General features: G+C 68.2%; 13 protein-coding genes. 6 read left to right on the top strand and 7 right to left on the bottom strand.

The annotated features are described in order from the left end of the window. Window positions 1-26: 26 nt before the first annotated feature. The gene (locus ACIBP6_RS16650; RefSeq protein ID WP_397052959.1) at window positions 27-512 is read right to left on the bottom strand and encodes a hypothetical protein; all 486 of its coding nucleotides are present in this window, start codon (window positions 510-512) and stop codon (window positions 27-29) included. 765 nt (window positions 513-1,277) lie between these two features. Between ACIBP6_RS16650 and ACIBP6_RS16645 the strand changes: the two genes are divergently transcribed. The 3 genes from ACIBP6_RS16645 (at window position 1,278) to ACIBP6_RS16635 (ending at window position 3,369) form a co-directional block, all read left to right on the top strand. Beyond that, entirely contained in the window at window positions 1,278-1,676 is a 399-nt protein-coding gene (locus tag ACIBP6_RS16645; RefSeq protein WP_397052957.1) for a lipoyl domain-containing protein, read from the top strand. A gap of 405 nt (window positions 1,677-2,081) precedes the next feature. Further along, window positions 2,082-2,447, top strand: coding sequence for a hypothetical protein (locus ACIBP6_RS16640; RefSeq protein ID WP_397052955.1), 366 nt, complete (start codon window positions 2,082-2,084; stop codon window positions 2,445-2,447). Between the two features lie 565 nt (window positions 2,448-3,012). Beyond that, entirely contained in the window at window positions 3,013-3,369 is a 357-nt protein-coding gene (locus ACIBP6_RS16635; RefSeq protein ID WP_397052953.1) for a DUF488 domain-containing protein, read from the top strand. 680 nt (window positions 3,370-4,049) lie between these two features. Here the strand turns inward: ACIBP6_RS16635 and ACIBP6_RS16630 are convergent. Both ACIBP6_RS16630 and ACIBP6_RS16625 read right to left on the bottom strand, forming a co-directional pair. Further along, window positions 4,050-4,772, bottom strand: a complete 723-nt coding sequence (locus ACIBP6_RS16630) for a DUF6461 domain-containing protein (protein ID WP_397052951.1) — start codon at window positions 4,770-4,772, stop codon at window positions 4,050-4,052. 30 nt (window positions 4,773-4,802) lie between these two features. Beyond that, the gene (locus ACIBP6_RS16625; RefSeq protein WP_397052949.1) at window positions 4,803-6,326 is read right to left on the bottom strand and encodes an MFS transporter; all 1,524 of its coding nucleotides are present in this window, start codon (window positions 6,324-6,326) and stop codon (window positions 4,803-4,805) included. Window positions 6,327-6,391: 65 nt separating this feature from the next. Here ACIBP6_RS16625 and ACIBP6_RS16620 point away from each other — a divergent pair, with 65 nt between their 5' ends. After that, window positions 6,392-6,952: a TetR/AcrR family transcriptional regulator gene (locus tag ACIBP6_RS16620; RefSeq protein ID WP_397052947.1), complete on the top strand. Its 561-nt coding sequence runs from the start codon at window positions 6,392-6,394 to the stop codon at window positions 6,950-6,952. A 143-nt stretch (window positions 6,953-7,095) separates the two neighbouring features. Further along, a complete protein-coding gene (locus tag ACIBP6_RS16615) occupies window positions 7,096-7,704 on the top strand; it encodes a maleylpyruvate isomerase family mycothiol-dependent enzyme (RefSeq protein ID WP_397052945.1) in 609 nt (202 codons plus the stop codon). A 93-nt stretch (window positions 7,705-7,797) separates the two neighbouring features. Here the strand turns inward: ACIBP6_RS16615 and ACIBP6_RS16610 are convergent, their stop codons facing one another. The 4 genes from ACIBP6_RS16610 to mmsA all read right to left on the bottom strand — a co-directional run bounded on the left by ACIBP6_RS16610 (window position 7,798) and on the right by mmsA (window position 13,713). Next, window positions 7,798-9,582 (bottom strand): bifunctional metallophosphatase/5'-nucleotidase, encoded by a 1,785-nt coding sequence (locus ACIBP6_RS16610; protein WP_397052943.1) that lies wholly within the window; start codon window positions 9,580-9,582, stop codon window positions 7,798-7,800. 116 nt (window positions 9,583-9,698) lie between these two features. Then, on the bottom strand, window positions 9,699-10,781 hold the full coding sequence (locus ACIBP6_RS16605; RefSeq protein WP_397052941.1) for a substrate-binding domain-containing protein: 1,083 nt from the start codon (window positions 10,779-10,781) through the stop codon (window positions 9,699-9,701). An 89-nt stretch (window positions 10,782-10,870) separates the two neighbouring features. Then, complete coding sequence (gene mmsB / locus ACIBP6_RS16600; protein ID WP_397052939.1) at window positions 10,871-12,160, bottom strand: multiple monosaccharide ABC transporter permease; 1,290 nt, start codon at window positions 12,158-12,160, stop codon at window positions 10,871-10,873. A gap of 5 nt (window positions 12,161-12,165) precedes the next feature. Beyond that, on the bottom strand, window positions 12,166-13,713 hold the full coding sequence (gene mmsA / locus ACIBP6_RS16595) for a multiple monosaccharide ABC transporter ATP-binding protein (protein WP_397052937.1): 1,548 nt from the start codon (window positions 13,711-13,713) through the stop codon (window positions 12,166-12,168). A 243-nt stretch (window positions 13,714-13,956) separates the two neighbouring features. Here mmsA and ACIBP6_RS16590 point away from each other — a divergent pair, with 243 nt between their 5' ends. Then, window positions 13,957-14,913: an ROK family protein gene (locus tag ACIBP6_RS16590; RefSeq protein WP_397052935.1), complete on the top strand. Its 957-nt coding sequence runs from the start codon at window positions 13,957-13,959 to the stop codon at window positions 14,911-14,913. Window positions 14,914-15,014 lie beyond the last annotated feature (101 nt).

Here is a 15,014-nt window from a genome sequence, read left to right as displayed (position 1 = left end):
TTCCTCGGTTGACGGCCTTCCGGCAGTCAGTGGACCAGGTACGTGACGTAGTAATAGGAGGTTTCGACCTCCGACTTGGCAAGTTTGGCTATCTCCCCGGCTCCTTGCTCCGACTCGAAGATGGTGATCGATCCCAGCAGGTCGTTGCTGCTCGCGCTGTCGTGATCCCAGAGTGAGATGTTCTGTGAGAACTCCACCGGCACGTCGATGCCTGGTGCCTGGCTCTGGTCGGCTTGCATGTCGACGGTTTCGTGGCCGGGCGGCCAGATGGAGTCCTCCACGTCTCCCGAGGTGCTGGTCGTGATGAAGAGATTGTCCGGATCGGACCGTGCGCTGTCGATGGCCGCCGTGACGTTTGGCAGGCCCTTGACGAAGTCCGCCAGCGTCCCACCTTCCAGCTCGCTCAGCAGCTTCACCGGCACTAGGCCGGCCAGCCCCTGGACGACACCGAGATCCGTTCCGGTCGCATGACGTAGACAGTAGATCTGCTGGATTGTTGCTGTCGCGGTCATTGTGTCCCCCTAAGTTGACCTGACTGCGATAGGCGCAGCACCTGGGGCCCAGCGTGCCCCCGCGCGACGAAGTCACCGGCTTCAAAAAGCGGCTAAGAGAGGGATTATCTGCATGACCTCACGTGTGCACCGCACCGCTCTGCCGAGGCACGCTATTGTGTGCGTATTTGCTCAGCACTATGGCGGCTTCCTTATGGCCATGCCCCTATACCTCAAACCTATCGGTCGCTTCGGGCGGCATGGCAACCATGCGGGCCCCAAACCGCATCAAAACCTGGCCCATCCGAAATGCGTGGCCGTATGTGCACGAGGCAAGGTCTCGGAAAAATGTCGGCGAGCATCTGTCAGATAACCAGATGCCTGCCTCACCTCCGCTTTTGTTGGTGCGCCACAGCCTCGTGACAGTCAGCCCCGCATCCGCCCAGACAGCGGCGCATAGAGCCCTCTACATCCGGGGCAGCGATCATATGAGTCGACTTCGACGAGACTCACCCCTCGGACGAGCGAGCCGTCCGCGCTCGGGTAACCTGACCGCATTCACCGACAAAGCGCTGAATGACTTTGTAAAATGTATTTACGTCTCACCATGGTCAGGACAAATATCAGGGTCGAAACGTTTGCCCGAGGACGTGTTGTGAGGATAGCGGAGCCTTGACGCTCATAAATGACAGCTGCCAGTATGCTGGGCGTCGAAGTCCCTTACGGGAAAGGCGAATCCGCAGCGGAAAGAGAAGCTGTACGACTACCCGCTATGGATGGAGCGTCATGACGAAAGCCGGCCGGGGACGCGCTCCCCGTATCATCGGCGAATCCTGCCTCGCCGCGACTCTTGCCCTCACGGCAGGCGTCGCACCCGCCACCGCGGAACCCGAGGCGCCTCTTCAAGATCCCACACAGCCTCCCGAGCAGAACTCCTCCGTCGTGATGCCCGCCCTGGGCGAGTCGGAGACCGAGGCCACCGTCGTGCGCTGGCACAAGGAGGTCGGCGACCCGGTAGCAGCCGGGGAGACGCTGGCAGAGGTGGAGTCCAGCAAGGTTAACGCCGAGATTCCCGCGCCCGCCGACGGCGTTCTCCAGGAGATCGCGGTTGGCGAGGGTCAGACAGCCGCACCCGGCGCCACTCTCGGCGTCGTCGGCCCGCAGGAGATCACTCCCGCAGATTGAGGCCGGACGCCCGTTCATTCCACCACGTGGAATGAACGGGCGTGCGCCCACCCACGTCGCCGTATTCGAGGGACCGAATTCCGTTCGCCGCCGCACTGCCGGATCGGCATGTACCAGAAGAGGAGGTAGTGCCATGTCATTCGGCGTTGAGATATCTGAATCCATTCACCTCCGGCGCCGATGAGTTGTTTTACGGCAGTCCAGGTCAGGGTAGGCGCGCCGGGACAAGCTGGCCTCTCGCGTTCGGCATGGATCTCGGAGCGCCGGAGGGTTCAGAGGTCCGCGCGGCCTTCGATGGGAAGGTGACGAGCATCTTCCGGCCCTCGTCACCCAGCGGGGGCATATAGGGCGATCAGATTACGGTCAGGCAATATCCTGCTTCTTCCGGCGGCATCGAAGCCTTCTATGCCGCATCTGGATGCGAGCGTCTCGGTAGGTTCATTCGTCTCGCGCGGTGACGTCATCGGTCAGATCATCGGGTTCGGTAGCATACCCAGGCATCTCCACATCGCCCTGGCGGAGCGCGTGAACAACGTCTATACCGGGGTGAATCTCTACAACCTCTTCGTAGCGATGGTCAACACCAAGATCGTCCTGGCGATGCGCTTCTTCCAGAACGGCAGCGCGCCGCAGGGGATGGCCTTCCGGTCGGTGTCCATGGAGGAAACTGAGCGCTACCGGGCGGTACTGATCTCCCAGGTGGAGCACGAGCACAGCAGCACCTGGGGCAACACCTGGACATGCGCAGACGAACTTGTGGCCGTGGAATGATGCGCCTTGGTGTCTGGTTCGTCGGTGAGCGTTGAACTGCGCGGCGGTATCGGGGCAGGGTGGTGCGGCTGACGGTTTGAAGTAGCGGTGGGCGTGCTGTTTTTTCTTGTGGCGGGACTTGGCCGTGAACAGCAGCAAGGGGACCCCGGGTTCGCCCAAGTGGCGGAGCTCGTGAAGGTCCCATCCGGTGCCGACCTCGCCACCGGTGTTGGTGTGGATGTCTTGGAGGGCGCGGGGCCTGGCCGTAGGACAGGCGAGCCCGTCCGGGTGTCGGGGCACAGGTCGTGGGCGTCGATCTTCTTGCCGGGGCCGGGTCGGCGGTGGTCGATGAACGGTGGCCCGGAGGTGCAGCCCGCGATGAGGCGGGGCAGCAGCCGGGCAGTACCGCCGCCGCAAACCTCGCCCGAGTCGCACGCTCGATCGGCAAGCACGTCCATGTAGGCTGCGTGAACTCTGCCCGCCGCTACCGATCCCCCACACTCCCTCACCCGTCGCCGCCAAAGCGTCGGTCAGGCCCGGCGAGCCGGCACGTTCGGAGCGCCCGGATGCTGAGCATCATCTCCTCATGGGGGAGATCGAGATCCAGCGCGTCTACGACCACGAGCAGGCCAAGGGCGCGGTGTTCCTCGTGGATCGGATGTGGCCGCGCGGGGTGCGCAAGGACGAGTTGCGGCTCGACGGATGGGCGCGGGACGTGGCGCCGTCGGCGGAGCTGCGCCAGTGGTTCGGGCACCGGCCGGAGCGGTTCGCGGAGTTCGCCGAGCGCTACCGCGCCGAGCTGGACCAGCAAAGCGAGGCCGTGCGGCCGTTGCTCGACGCTGCCAGGAAGGGCCCGGTGACGCTGCTGTACTCCGCCAGGGACACCGAGCACAATCAGGCCGTCGTGCTGCGTGACTATCTGCGTGGAAGGGCCGATACGTGAGCTCTCCGCTGCCATGCGCGCTCTGCCTGGTTGTCGGCCGGATCGCGAACTGTGGGACGACGAGGAGAGGGCGCGCCGCTGCGACGCCATGCAGCCGGCGAGACCCGCGGGAGAAGTCGGGGACCGCGCGGCTTGCGCACTCGTGAACGCGTCCCATGTGACCACACTCGTCGATGATCGTCTATAGGCCGCCCCAAGCTGGGGAACCACCAACCGCAACGTTCCGGGGTCAGGGGTAGCAGGCTCAAATCCTGTCGCCCCGACCAGCTCGAAGCTGGTCGAGCAGGGTGACACCCTTTCGCATCTGACGGGGTGATCGTCAGATGAAGATCTTGCACATCGCGGCGACTCCACCGGGAGTACGGGCCGGATCGGTGAGACGTGGCATACCGATGTCAGACGGGCCTACAGGCCGGCCTGTTGAGTTGCTTACCGGAACACCGGAGAGTCGGCGAAGTGTCTGTCGCACACGGCCCACCAGCTCTCTCCGCTCGCATCACGCACCAGGACGCTTCGAGTCGCTGGATTCGGACAGGGTGCTCCCCACGTGCATTCGCCGCGGCGAGCTGGGCTCGTCGGGCCGTGCACGCCGGCATTCCACTCGCGTTCCGCTAAGAACTCCACGCCCTCAACGTGGCTCTTACGATCCGTACCGTCTCTACGGCGACAGGCAACGGGGGCTACTCCCGATAACCCGCAGGGGCCATACAGCTTGCGGCGAGAGGCGTGCCCCGCCCCTCGGGTGCCCAGGGGAGCCGGATCAGAGGGTCATCTTTTCGCGATGGGCCCACGAGCAGGGGGCGGTCGAGCATGTCGGGGGCGAGCGGTACGCCGGTGACCTTCGCCGCCAGGGCGAAGCCGCTTGGTACGGCGGTGGCGTAGTTGTCGTCCCAGGCGGCCTCGTCCGGTGGGTTGTCGAGTCGCAGGCCGAGCTCCCGCATGAAGGTGTCGAGCCGGTCGGGGGCGGAGCCGTAGCGGTCGTGCGGGTGCCGCAGGCGGTAGCCGGTGACGACGGTGCCGTCGATCGCGTACTCGAAGCTGTGCTCGGCGGCGTAGTCGTGGCGGGTGACCGCCGGCATCTCGCAGCCCCGTGAGAGCCTGGTCACCACCTCGTGGTCGGTGGACATCCAGCCGTAGGGCTCGATGGCCACCGACCACTCGCCGGATCGGAAGACGCCCACGTAGCCGCCGCCGTTCCCGCCGTCCGTCTTGTTGATGAACTCGTACGCGTTGTCGTTGAGCCCGCCGAAGTCGGACTCCTGGCCGGAGTCCTCGCCGTGGCTGAAGCGGCGCACCACCTCCGCGGGGTCCAGGCCGCGGAAGAAGGCCACGCTGTAGATCACGCCCAGTGGGCCGCCGCCCGCGTTCTCGGACACGTTGAGCCATGGGAACAGGGCCGTCATGCGGGACATGGTGGCAGGCCGTACCGACACTCAGTTCGGAACGTCGGGCTGGACGTCGCGGAGTGCGATGGTGGCCGTGACCGCGGTGAGAGCCAGGAGGACTGCTCCGACCACCGCGGTGGTGTTGATCCCGTTGGTGAACGCCGTCGTCGCGGCCTGGGTCAACGGGGTGGCCAGCCGGCTCGGCAGGTGTTCGGCTGTGGCCAGGGCCGCGCCCAAGGTCGAAGCGGCCGCGTCGGCGGTGGCCGGCGGGAGGTCGGGTGGGAGGGTGGCGGCGAGGTCACGGCGGTAGACGGCGGTGGCGATGCTGCCGAGGAAGGCGATGCCGAGGGCGCCGCCCAGCTCCGTGCCCGTCTCGTTCAGGGCGGCTGCCGCGCCGGCCTTGTGCGGGGGTGCGGTCGCCACCACGAGGTTGTAGGCCAGGGTGATGGCCATGCCCATGCCGAAGCCGAGCACGCCGTAGCCGGTCAGCAGTGACGCGACGGTGTCGTCGGCGTCCAGCCGGGTGAGCAGGGCGAAGCCGGCGGCGGCGAGCGCGAGGCCGGCGCCGATCACGGGCCCGGGGCGCAGCCGGCGGACGATGACGGTGCCGACCGCGATTCCCGACATCACGGCGGCGACCATGGGGATCATCCACAGCGCGGCCACGAAGGGGCGATGGCCGAGAACGAGCTGGAGGTGCTGGACCACGAGCATGCCGACTCCCGCTGATGCCACGGTGAGCACGACGTTCGATCCGATCGACGCCGAGAACGCGGGGCGGGCGAACAGCTGGATGTCGATCAAGGGGTGGGCGGCTGCGCGCTGGCGGCGTACGAACACGTGGCCGAAGGCCAGGCCGGCGGCGATGGCGAGGAGCGGCGGTGTGCTCAGGCCGTCCTCGGCCAGCTTCTTCAACCCCCAGATGACCGGCAGGATGGCGGCCATCGACAGGGCGGCGCCGAGCAGGTCGAAGCGGCCAGGGCGCGGGTCGGTGTGCTCGGGCAACAGCAGCGGGGCCAGGACCAGCAGGAGCGCCATCACCGGGATGTTCGGCAGGAAGACCGAGCCCCACCAGAAGTGCTCGACGAGCAGGCCGCCGACGACCGAGCCGAGCGGGGTGCCGACGCTGAACGCGCCGGTCCACACCGCGACCGCGGTGCGTCGCTGGACATCGTCGTGGAACATGTTCCGGATCAGCGCGAGTGTGGACGGGGCGAGGGTGGCCCCGCCGATGCCGAGCAGCGCGCGCGCCAGGATCAGCATCTCCGTGCTGGTGGAGAACGCCGCCAGCAGCGAGGCGGCTCCGAAGGCGGCGGCGCCGGTCATCAGGAGTCGCCGGCGGCCGATGCGATCGCCCAGGGTGCCCATCGTGATGAGCAGGCCGGCCATCAGGAAACCGTAGACGTCCATGATCCACAGCAGCTGGCTGCCGCTGGGCCCCAGGTCGGCGCTGATCCAGGGCGCCGCCATGAACAGCACGGTCAGGTCCATGGACACCAGCAGGGCGGGCACGGTCAGTACGGCGAGGCCGGTCCATTCCTTGCGGCCGGCCTTCGCCCGGGGAGGAGTCACCTCCCTATGTATACGGATGTACTAGACGCGCGTCAAGGACGTATGTATACGTTAGGCTCGTGCCCATGGGAAACCGTGAGGACCTGCTCGAAGGAGCGAAACGCTGTCTGTACGAGCGCGGATACGCTCGGACGACCGCGCGCGACATCGTGGCCGCATCCGGAGCCAACCTGGCCTCGATCGGGTACCACTACGGCTCCAAGGAGGCCCTCCTGGACGCCGCCCTCATCGAGGCCATCGCGGAGCTGAGCGAGCGGTGGCTGCAGTGGAGCGCGGACGACAGGGCGGAGCCGGCCGAGGTCTGGGATCGCATCCTGGGCGAGTTCGACGCCCACCGGCCCCTGTTGGTCGCGCATGTCGAGGCATGGGCGCAGGCCGAACGCTCGCCCGAGCTGAAGGAGCGGTTCGCGAAGTTCTACGCCGACCAGCTGGCCAGGGGGATCGAGAGCTCCAGGACCAAGCGGCCCCAGCTGGACGCCGGCACCGCACGCGCGTTGTCGGCCGTGACCGGTGCGCTGGCCGACGGGCTGATCGTCCAGTGGCTGATCAACCCGGATCAACTGCCCAGCGGACGGGAGATCGCGACCGGCCTGCGCGCCCTCGCCGACGCGATCGACGAGGTATGAGCGGCGGCTCGGACGTCCGGTGGGAAATGTGCTCAGGGGCGATGATTCTGTTCGTCGGTGGGAGTCTTCTCGGCGGACAGCAGGAACGAACGCCGGTGGGAGAATGATCCGTGTTGGGACAGCAGGGTGCTACGTGGTCGCTCGTGCACGAGGAACGAGCGGCCCTCGCCGACGATCTCGGGTCGTTGAGTGATGCGGGGTGGGCGACGCCGTCGTTGTGCGCCGGGCTGTCGGTGCGCGAGGTGCTGGCACATCTGACGGCGGGGGCGAGCCTGGGACCCGTACGGTGGCTGGCGGGCGTGATCCGGTGCCGGTTCGACTTCGACCGGCAGGTGGCTGAGCGGCTGGGCGAGCAGTTGGGCGAGAGTCCCGCCGACACGCTCGCGAGGTTCCGCAGCGTCGTCGCCAGCACCACCAAGCCTCCGCTGCCGGTCATCGCGATGCTCGGCGAGACCATCGTGCACGGTGAGGACATCCGGCGGCCGCTGGGCATCCGCCGGGCTCACCCGATCGAGACGCTCACCAGGGTGGCCCGCTACTACCAGGGCTCCGACCTCGTCGTCGTGGCCGGGAAGCGCGTCGCCGGGCTGCGGCTGGCCGCGACCGACGGGCCCTTCGCCGCCGGCTCAGGGCCGCTGGTGTCCGGCACCACTCTGGCGCTGACCATGGCCATGACGGGCCGCATGGCGTACTGCGACGAGCTGACCGGCGACGGGGTGGACGCGCTGCGCGAACGCGGCGCGATGGCCTGAGCGGTCGGTGGCCGAGGCGGGGCAGCCCCGGGTAGGTCACTCCCGGCTCGCCGTCGTGGCCCCGCCCGCCCGGCCGGGCGGGCGGGGCCATGCTCAGAGGGCGGCGGTGACGCGGTCGAGTGCGGGAGGGGCGATCGTGTCCTTGGACTGGAGGTAGGTGCGGAAGGCGTCGTAGTCGCGGGAGCCGCGTACCGGGTCGGTGAAGGCGGTCAGCGCGTCGAAGCCGTCGGCTCCGATCAGGGTGTACGCGAGGGCGGCCACCCGGTAGGTCCGTCCGGTGTCCAGCGGCGTGCCGTCGACCAGCACGTCGGCGGGGTCGACCCGGTCGCCGACCGGCCGTGAGGCGTCATAGGAGTACCGGACGCCGGCTGAGACGGCCAGCGGGCTGAAGCGCACCGTGCCGTCGGGCTGCGTCCGCCACTGCTGCTCCAGCGCCTGCTCCAGCTGCTGCCCGGTGACGGAGGCGGTGATCACGGGGTTCGCGTAGCCGTACGCGGCCCAGGCCTCCCCGAACAGGACGGTGCCGTCGCCGTCGGCCGGGTCGGCGCCCTTGGCGAAGCGCAGATCGCCGCGCAGGCTGTTGGAGCCCTTCAGCGGCGCCGTGGCCACCAGCGCGAGGTCGACGGGGCCGCCGGCCGTCCGTACGGCGTCGGCGTACTGCGCGTCGGCGATGAGGTTGCCCAGCGAGCTCTCGCCGTCGGCGGCGCGGGCGCGGGTGATGTCACCGCTGATCCTGCCGACCGGACGGGCGGCCGTCCGGGCGGCGCGGGTCTTCCAGTAGTCGACGAGCCGGGTCATCGCGGGATCGGGGGTGACGTCCCGGGTGACCGGGTGGTTCACCGTGGTGGTGGCGGAGCGGATGACGTCACCGGTGCGCGGGTCGATCTTGAGGTTCATCTCGTTGATCAGGCGCCCGTGGTTGGCCGCCTCCACCACCGGCCGGGGGTTGCCCGCCGGGTCGGGGATCACGCAGTCGTTGAACAGCGCGTGCCAGTGGCCGGTGATGATCGCGTCGATGTCGGGGGAGGCCTGCTCGGCGAAGTCGAAGACCGGTCCCGAGGGGGTGCCGCATCGGTCGTAGGCGTCCCCGGCCGTCCCGCCCTCGTGCACGTTGGCCACGATCGCCTCGACGCCGCGGCGCTTCAGCTCGGCCGCGTACCTGTTCGCGGTCTCCACCAGCGGCAGGTTGTCCAGGCCCGGCTGGTAGGACGTCGAACCGGTGACCGTGGTGGGGGTGGTCAGGTTGATGAACCCGATCCGGACGTTCCTGCCGCCCGTGACCTTCACCTGCTTGATGACGTACGGCTGGAAGATCGGTTTCGTGGAGCCCTTGCGGGTGATGTTCGCGGAGGAGATCGTGTAGTCCGCTCCCCGGAATCTGCGGCCGGTGGAGTCGGTGAAGCAGCTGTCCACGTCGATCTCGCCGAAACAGCTGCCCTTGCCCATGTGGTCGCGCAGGAACTCCAGAGACCGGTCGAGCTCGTGGTTGCCCACCGCGGCGAACCCCACGCCGATCGCGTTGAGGAACTCGATCGTCGGCTCGTCCTGGTGGTAGGCCACCTCGGTGGGCCAGCCGCTGAAGTCGTCGCCGGTGGTGAACGTGATCGAGTTCTTGTGACCCTGCCTCAGGTTCTTCAGGTGCGTGGCGATGTACGGGGCGCCGCCCACCACGATGCTGTTGCCCTGGGCGTCCTTCACCGTGCCGTTCGCGGCGTCGTTCTGCGGGGTGAGGTACCCGTGCAAGTCGGTGATGGACAGCAGTTGCACGTCCACGGGCGCCTCAGCGGCCTGGGCGACGCCGGTCTGCAGGGTCGTGACGGCCGAAACGGCCAGGACGGCGGACAGCATCGTCCAGCGCCGGAAGCTGCTCTGTTGCATGGCGGGATTCGATCACCGTGAGGTGACGGCCCGCGGGCCATTGATCGCCGCGCAAGTGAAGATCGGGATAAAGCGGACAGAAGGGCGGTGGGTCCCGTAGTACGGGACCCACGCGGCTACTTCGTCAGAGGGGCCAGGTTGGGGTCGTTGGCGTAGGCCTCGGCGGCGTTGTCCTTGGTGACGATCTGCGGCTCCAGCAGGTAGGCCGGGACGACCTTCACGCCGTTGTCGTACGACTTGGTGTCGTTGATCTGCGGGTCCTTGCCGGCCTGCAGGTCCTTGACCATCTGGATGGTCTGCTTGACCAGGTTGCGGGTGTCCTTGTTGATCGTGGAGTACTGCTCGCCGGCCACGATCGACTTGACCGACTCCACCTCGGAGTCCTGGCCGGTCACCACCGGCACCGGCTTGCCGGCGCCCTTGACCGAGGTCAGGATGGCGCGGGCCAGCGTGTCGTTGGGGGAGAGCACGCCGTCCAGGGTCTTGCTGGTGTAGGTCGAGGTGAGCAGCGAGTCCATCCGCCGCTGGGCGTTCTCGGCCTTCCAGCCGTCCGTGGCGGTCTGCTTGATCTCGGTCTGGCCGGAGCCGACCACCACGTCGCCGCTGTCGATCGCCGGCTTCAGCACGCTCATCGCGCCGTCGAAGAAGACCGCCGAGTTGTTGTCGTCGGGGGAGCCGGAGAACAGCTCGATGGTGTACGGGCCCTCCGGCTTCTTCGCCTTCATGCCGTCCAGCAGGGCCTGGCCCTGGAGCTGGCCGACCTTGAAGTTGTCGTACGCGACGTAGTAGTCGACGCCCTGGGTGTTCTTGATGAGCCGGTCGTAGGCGATGACGACCGCGCCGGCGGCCTTGGCGGCCTCCACCTGGGTGCTCAGCTGCGCGGCGTCGGTCGCGCCGATGACGATCACCTTGGCGCCCTTGGTGACCATCGCCTGGATCTGCGACTGCTGGTCGGCGACGGTGGTGGAGGAGCCGGCGTACTGCACGTCGGACTGGAAGCCGGCCTCCTTCAGGCCGTCGGTGAACAGGTCGCCGGCCAGGACCCAGTTCTCCGACGTCTTCGCCGGCAGCGCGACGCCGATCACCGAGTTGGCCGGGAAGCCCTTCGCGGCCTCCGCCGAGGCGCCGTCGGTGCCGGCGTCCTGTGAACGCTGGGAGCAGGCGGTGAGCGTCAGCAGCGCGACGGCTGCGGCTGCCACACCCCTGACCAGGATATTGCGCATTTTCAGCTGCCCTTCTTGGAAATATGACGAGGTGGAGGCTTACCGCGTAGGTGGCCGGTCGGCCGTCAGCCGGCCACCGGACTCTTGCCGCGTTCCTGGCCCGGCTCGGCGGGAGAGGCCGGGCCGGTCGGGGTGTCACGGCGGAAGGGGCGCATCAGCGAGTCGATGACGGAGAAGCGCCCCTGCTTCTTGTTGTAGACGTCGAACGCGACGGCCAGCAGCAGGACCAGGCCCTTGATGATCTGCACCCGGTCGGACCCCACGCCCAGCAGCTGCAGGCCGTTGTTGAGCACGGCCATGACCAGGCCGCCCACGATGGAGCCGCTGATCGTGCCGAGGCCGCCGGAGACGGCCGCGCCGCCGATGAAGACGGCGGCGATCGCGTCGAGCTCCCAGCCGATGCCGTCCTGCGGGCCGGAGGCGGCCGAGCGGGCGACGAAGATCATGCCGGCCAGGGCCGCCAGGACCGACATGTTCATCATGACCATGAAGTTGACGCGCTTCAGCTTGACGCCGGACAGCTCGGCGGCCCGGGCGTTGCCGCCGACGGCGTAGATGTGCCGGCCGCCCGCGGTGTTGCGGGTGATGAACGAGTAGATCACGACCAGGACGCCGAGGATGATGCCGGAGACCGGGAAGCTCGTGCCGATCCGTCCGCCGGCGAACTGCAGGGTCGCGAACACCACCACGGCGAGCGGGAAGGCCACCCGGATCACCGAGATCCACATCGGGGCGGCGTCGGCCCCCATCTCCCGCCGGGTGCGGCGGCCCCGCCACTCCCGGACGACCACCGCCACGCAGACCACCAGGCCGAGCAGGAGCGTGAGGTTGTTGTAACCGGTGTCGGGGCCGACCTCCGGCAGGAAGCCGGAGCCGATGACCCGGAACCCCTCGGGAACGGGGATGGTGTTGGCGTTGCCGATGAACTGGTTGCCGCCCCGGAAGAGCATCATGCCGGCCAGCGTGACGATGAACGCCGGCACGCCGACGTACGCCACCCAGAAGCCCTGCCAGGCGCCGATGACGGCGCCGACCGCCAGGCCGATCAGGACGGCGAGGAACCATGGCACCGAGTAGTCCTGCATCACCTTGGCCACCACGATGCCGACGAACGCGGCGATCGAGCCGACGGACAGGTCGATGTGCCCGGCGACGATGACCATCAACATCCCGATGGCCAGCAGCAGGATGTAGGAGTACTGGCTCACCAGGGAGATGAGGTTGCCCGGGTTCAGCGTGAGACCGTTGGTCAGGATCTCGAACAGCAGGACGATCGCCACCAGCGTGAAGATCATCCCGAACTGCCGGGCGTTGGAGGTGTTGCCTCCGAACAGGGACTTCTGGAGTTCTTTCACGCGGCTCATGATCGCTGTGCTTTCTTCACTGAGGTCATCTGTTTCAGCAGGAGTTCCGGGTCGGCGTCCCGGCGGGGGATGTCGCCGGTGATGGTGCCTTCGAAGACCGTGTAGATCCGGTCGCACAGGCCGATCAGCTCGGGCAGCTCCGACGAGATGACGATGACGCCTTTGCCCTGGTCGGCCAGGCGCTGGATGATGCCGTAGATCTCGTACTTGGCGCCCACGTCGATGCCCCGGGTGGGCTCGTCGAGGATCAGCAGGTCGGGATCGGTGAACATCCACTTGGCCAGCACGACCTTCTGCTGGTTGCCGCCGGAGAGCGTGGTGACCGGCTCGTCGACGGTGGGCGCCTTGACGCGCAGGCTCGTCCGGTAGTCCTCGGCGGCCCGGTGCTCGCGTACGTGGTCGATCACGCCGTGGCTGGTGATCTTGGACAGTTTGGCGGACACCACCGAGGTCTTGATGTCGTCGAGCAGGTTCAGGCCGATCGACTTGCGGTCCTCGCTGACGTACGCCAGGCCGTGCTCGATGGCGTCCGACACGGACTTGATCACGATCTCCCGGCCGTCCTTGAAGATCTGCCCGGAGGCGTAGACGCCGTACGAGCGGCCGAAGATGCTCATCGCCAGCTCGGTGCGCCCGGCGCCCATCAGGCCGGCGAACCCGACGATTTCGCCCCGGCGCACGGTGAAGCTCGCGTTCTTGGCCACCAGGCGGTCGCTCGCGACCGGATGCCGGACCGTCCAGTCGCGTACCTCGAAGAAGACCTCGCCGATGTCCGGGGTGTGGTCGGGAAAGCGGCTGTGCAGCTCGCGGCCGACCATGCCGCGCACGATCCGGTCCTCGTCGACGCCGTCGGCCTTGATGTCGAGGGTCTCGATCGTGTGGCCGTCGCGCAGGATGGTGATCGCGTCGGCGATCTCGGCGATCTCGTTGAGCTTGTGGGAGATGATGATCGAGGTGATGCCCCGCTGCTTGAAGTCGCGCATCAGCTCCAGCAGGTGCTGGGAGTCCGTCTCGTTCAGCGCGGCGGTGGGCTCGTCGAGGATGAGCAGCCGCACGTTCTTGGCGAACGCCTTGGCGATCTCCACCAGCTGCTGCTTGCCCACGCCGATGTCCTTGATCAGCGTGTCGGGGTCCTCTTCCAGGCCGACCAGGGCCATCAGCTCCAGCGCCCGGCGGTTGGCGGTCTTCCAGTCGATCACGCCGCCGCGGCGCGGCTCGTTGCCGAGGAAGATGTTCTCGGTGATGGACAGGCCGGGCACCAGGGCGAGCTCCTGGTGGATGATCACGATGCCGGCGTTCTCGCTGGCCCGGATGTCGGAGAACCGGCTCTCCGTGCCCTGGTAGAGGATCTGGCCGGTGTAGCTGCCGTAGGGGTGGACCCCGCTGAGCACCTTCATCAGCGTGGACTTGCCGGCGCCGTTCTCCCCGGCGATCGCGTGGATCTCGCCCTGCCGGACCACCAGGTTGACGTCGGAGAGCGCCTTGACCCCGGGGAACTCCTTGGTGATCGCACGCATCTCCAGCAGGACGGGTGCGTCGCGCATGACGTCTTCCCCCTAGATCGTCGTGACATCGTTGTCATCGGGCAGCGGGTAGAGACTGCTCCGACGTGACGAGTGTGTCAACTGATGTGGCCATTTCGTAACGCATCCCGATGTCGAAACAGGTATTTCCCGATCGGGCGTGCGCCCCATCGGCGCCGTGCCGCCGGCCTTCGGGGGGAACCATACTCGGGCGGTGGCCGCTACTGTGACAACGTTGTCTCGATGAACCCCCTAGGGAGTCCCGTGTCCGATTTCGCCCTCGCCCTCGACATCGGGGGCACCAAGGTCGCCGCCGGTCTGATCGCCCCCGACGGAACCGTCGCCGACCGCCGCGTGCGGCCCACGGCCGCCTCCCCTGACCCCGAGACGGTCTGGCGGCCGGTGGCCGAACTGGTCTTGGAGCTGCGCGCGGTCGCCGGCCCGGCGCGGGTGATCGGCGTCGGCGTCGGCTCGGCCGGCCCGATCCACCTGCCCGACGGCTCGATCAGCCCGGTCAACATCCCGGCCTGGCGCCGCTTCCCCCTGCTGGAGCGTCTGGCCGAGCTCGTCCCAGGGGTGCCGGTACGGCTCGCCGGCGACGGCAGCTGCGCCGCGGCGGGGGAGCACTGGCGCGGTGCCGGGCAGGGCGCGGACGATTTGCTGGCCATCGTCGTCTCCACCGGTGTCGGGGGCGGACTGATCCAGGGCGGCCGCCTGGTCGCCGGCCCGACCGGGAACGCCGGCCACATCGGCCACGTGGTCGTCGACCTCGACGGCGTTCCCTGCCCCTGCGGTGGGCGCGGTTGCGTGGAGGCGATGAGCAGCGGGCCGAGCATGGTGGAGTGGGCGTTGAAGGAGGGGTGGCGGGCGCCCGTGCCGGCGCCGACCGGGGTGGAGCTGGCGGCCGCGGCCCGGGAGGGCGACCCGTACGCGAGTCAGGCGTTCCGGCGGGCCGGCCACGCCCTCGCGGCGGGCATCGTCTCCACGGCGGCGATCGGCGACCTGTCGCGGGTGGTGATCGGCGGCGGTGTGGCGGCCGCGCACGACCTGCTCTTCCCGCCGCTGCGGGCGGCCATCACCGAGCACGCGCGGCTGGGCTTCCTGCAGGGGCTGACGGTCACGACGGCCGCTCTCGGCGGCGCGGCCGGCCTGGTCGGGGCCGCGGCGCTGGTGCTCGTCCCGGAGGCTTACGTCGGCCGCGGCGTCGCCTCCCTCGCCTGAGGCCCCGCCCGGGCGAACGGAGCGTTTCTGCGAGGTTACGCGATGAGGCTTGACAACGTTGTCTGAGGTGGACAGGCTAGCGGCGATCTTCAGCCGGATGT

This window comes from Nonomuraea terrae (genome assembly GCF_044465245.1).
Classification (GTDB): Bacteria; Actinomycetota; Actinomycetes; order Streptosporangiales; family Streptosporangiaceae; genus Nonomuraea; species Nonomuraea terrae.
This window is presented reverse-complemented; position numbering and strand designations above follow the sequence as displayed.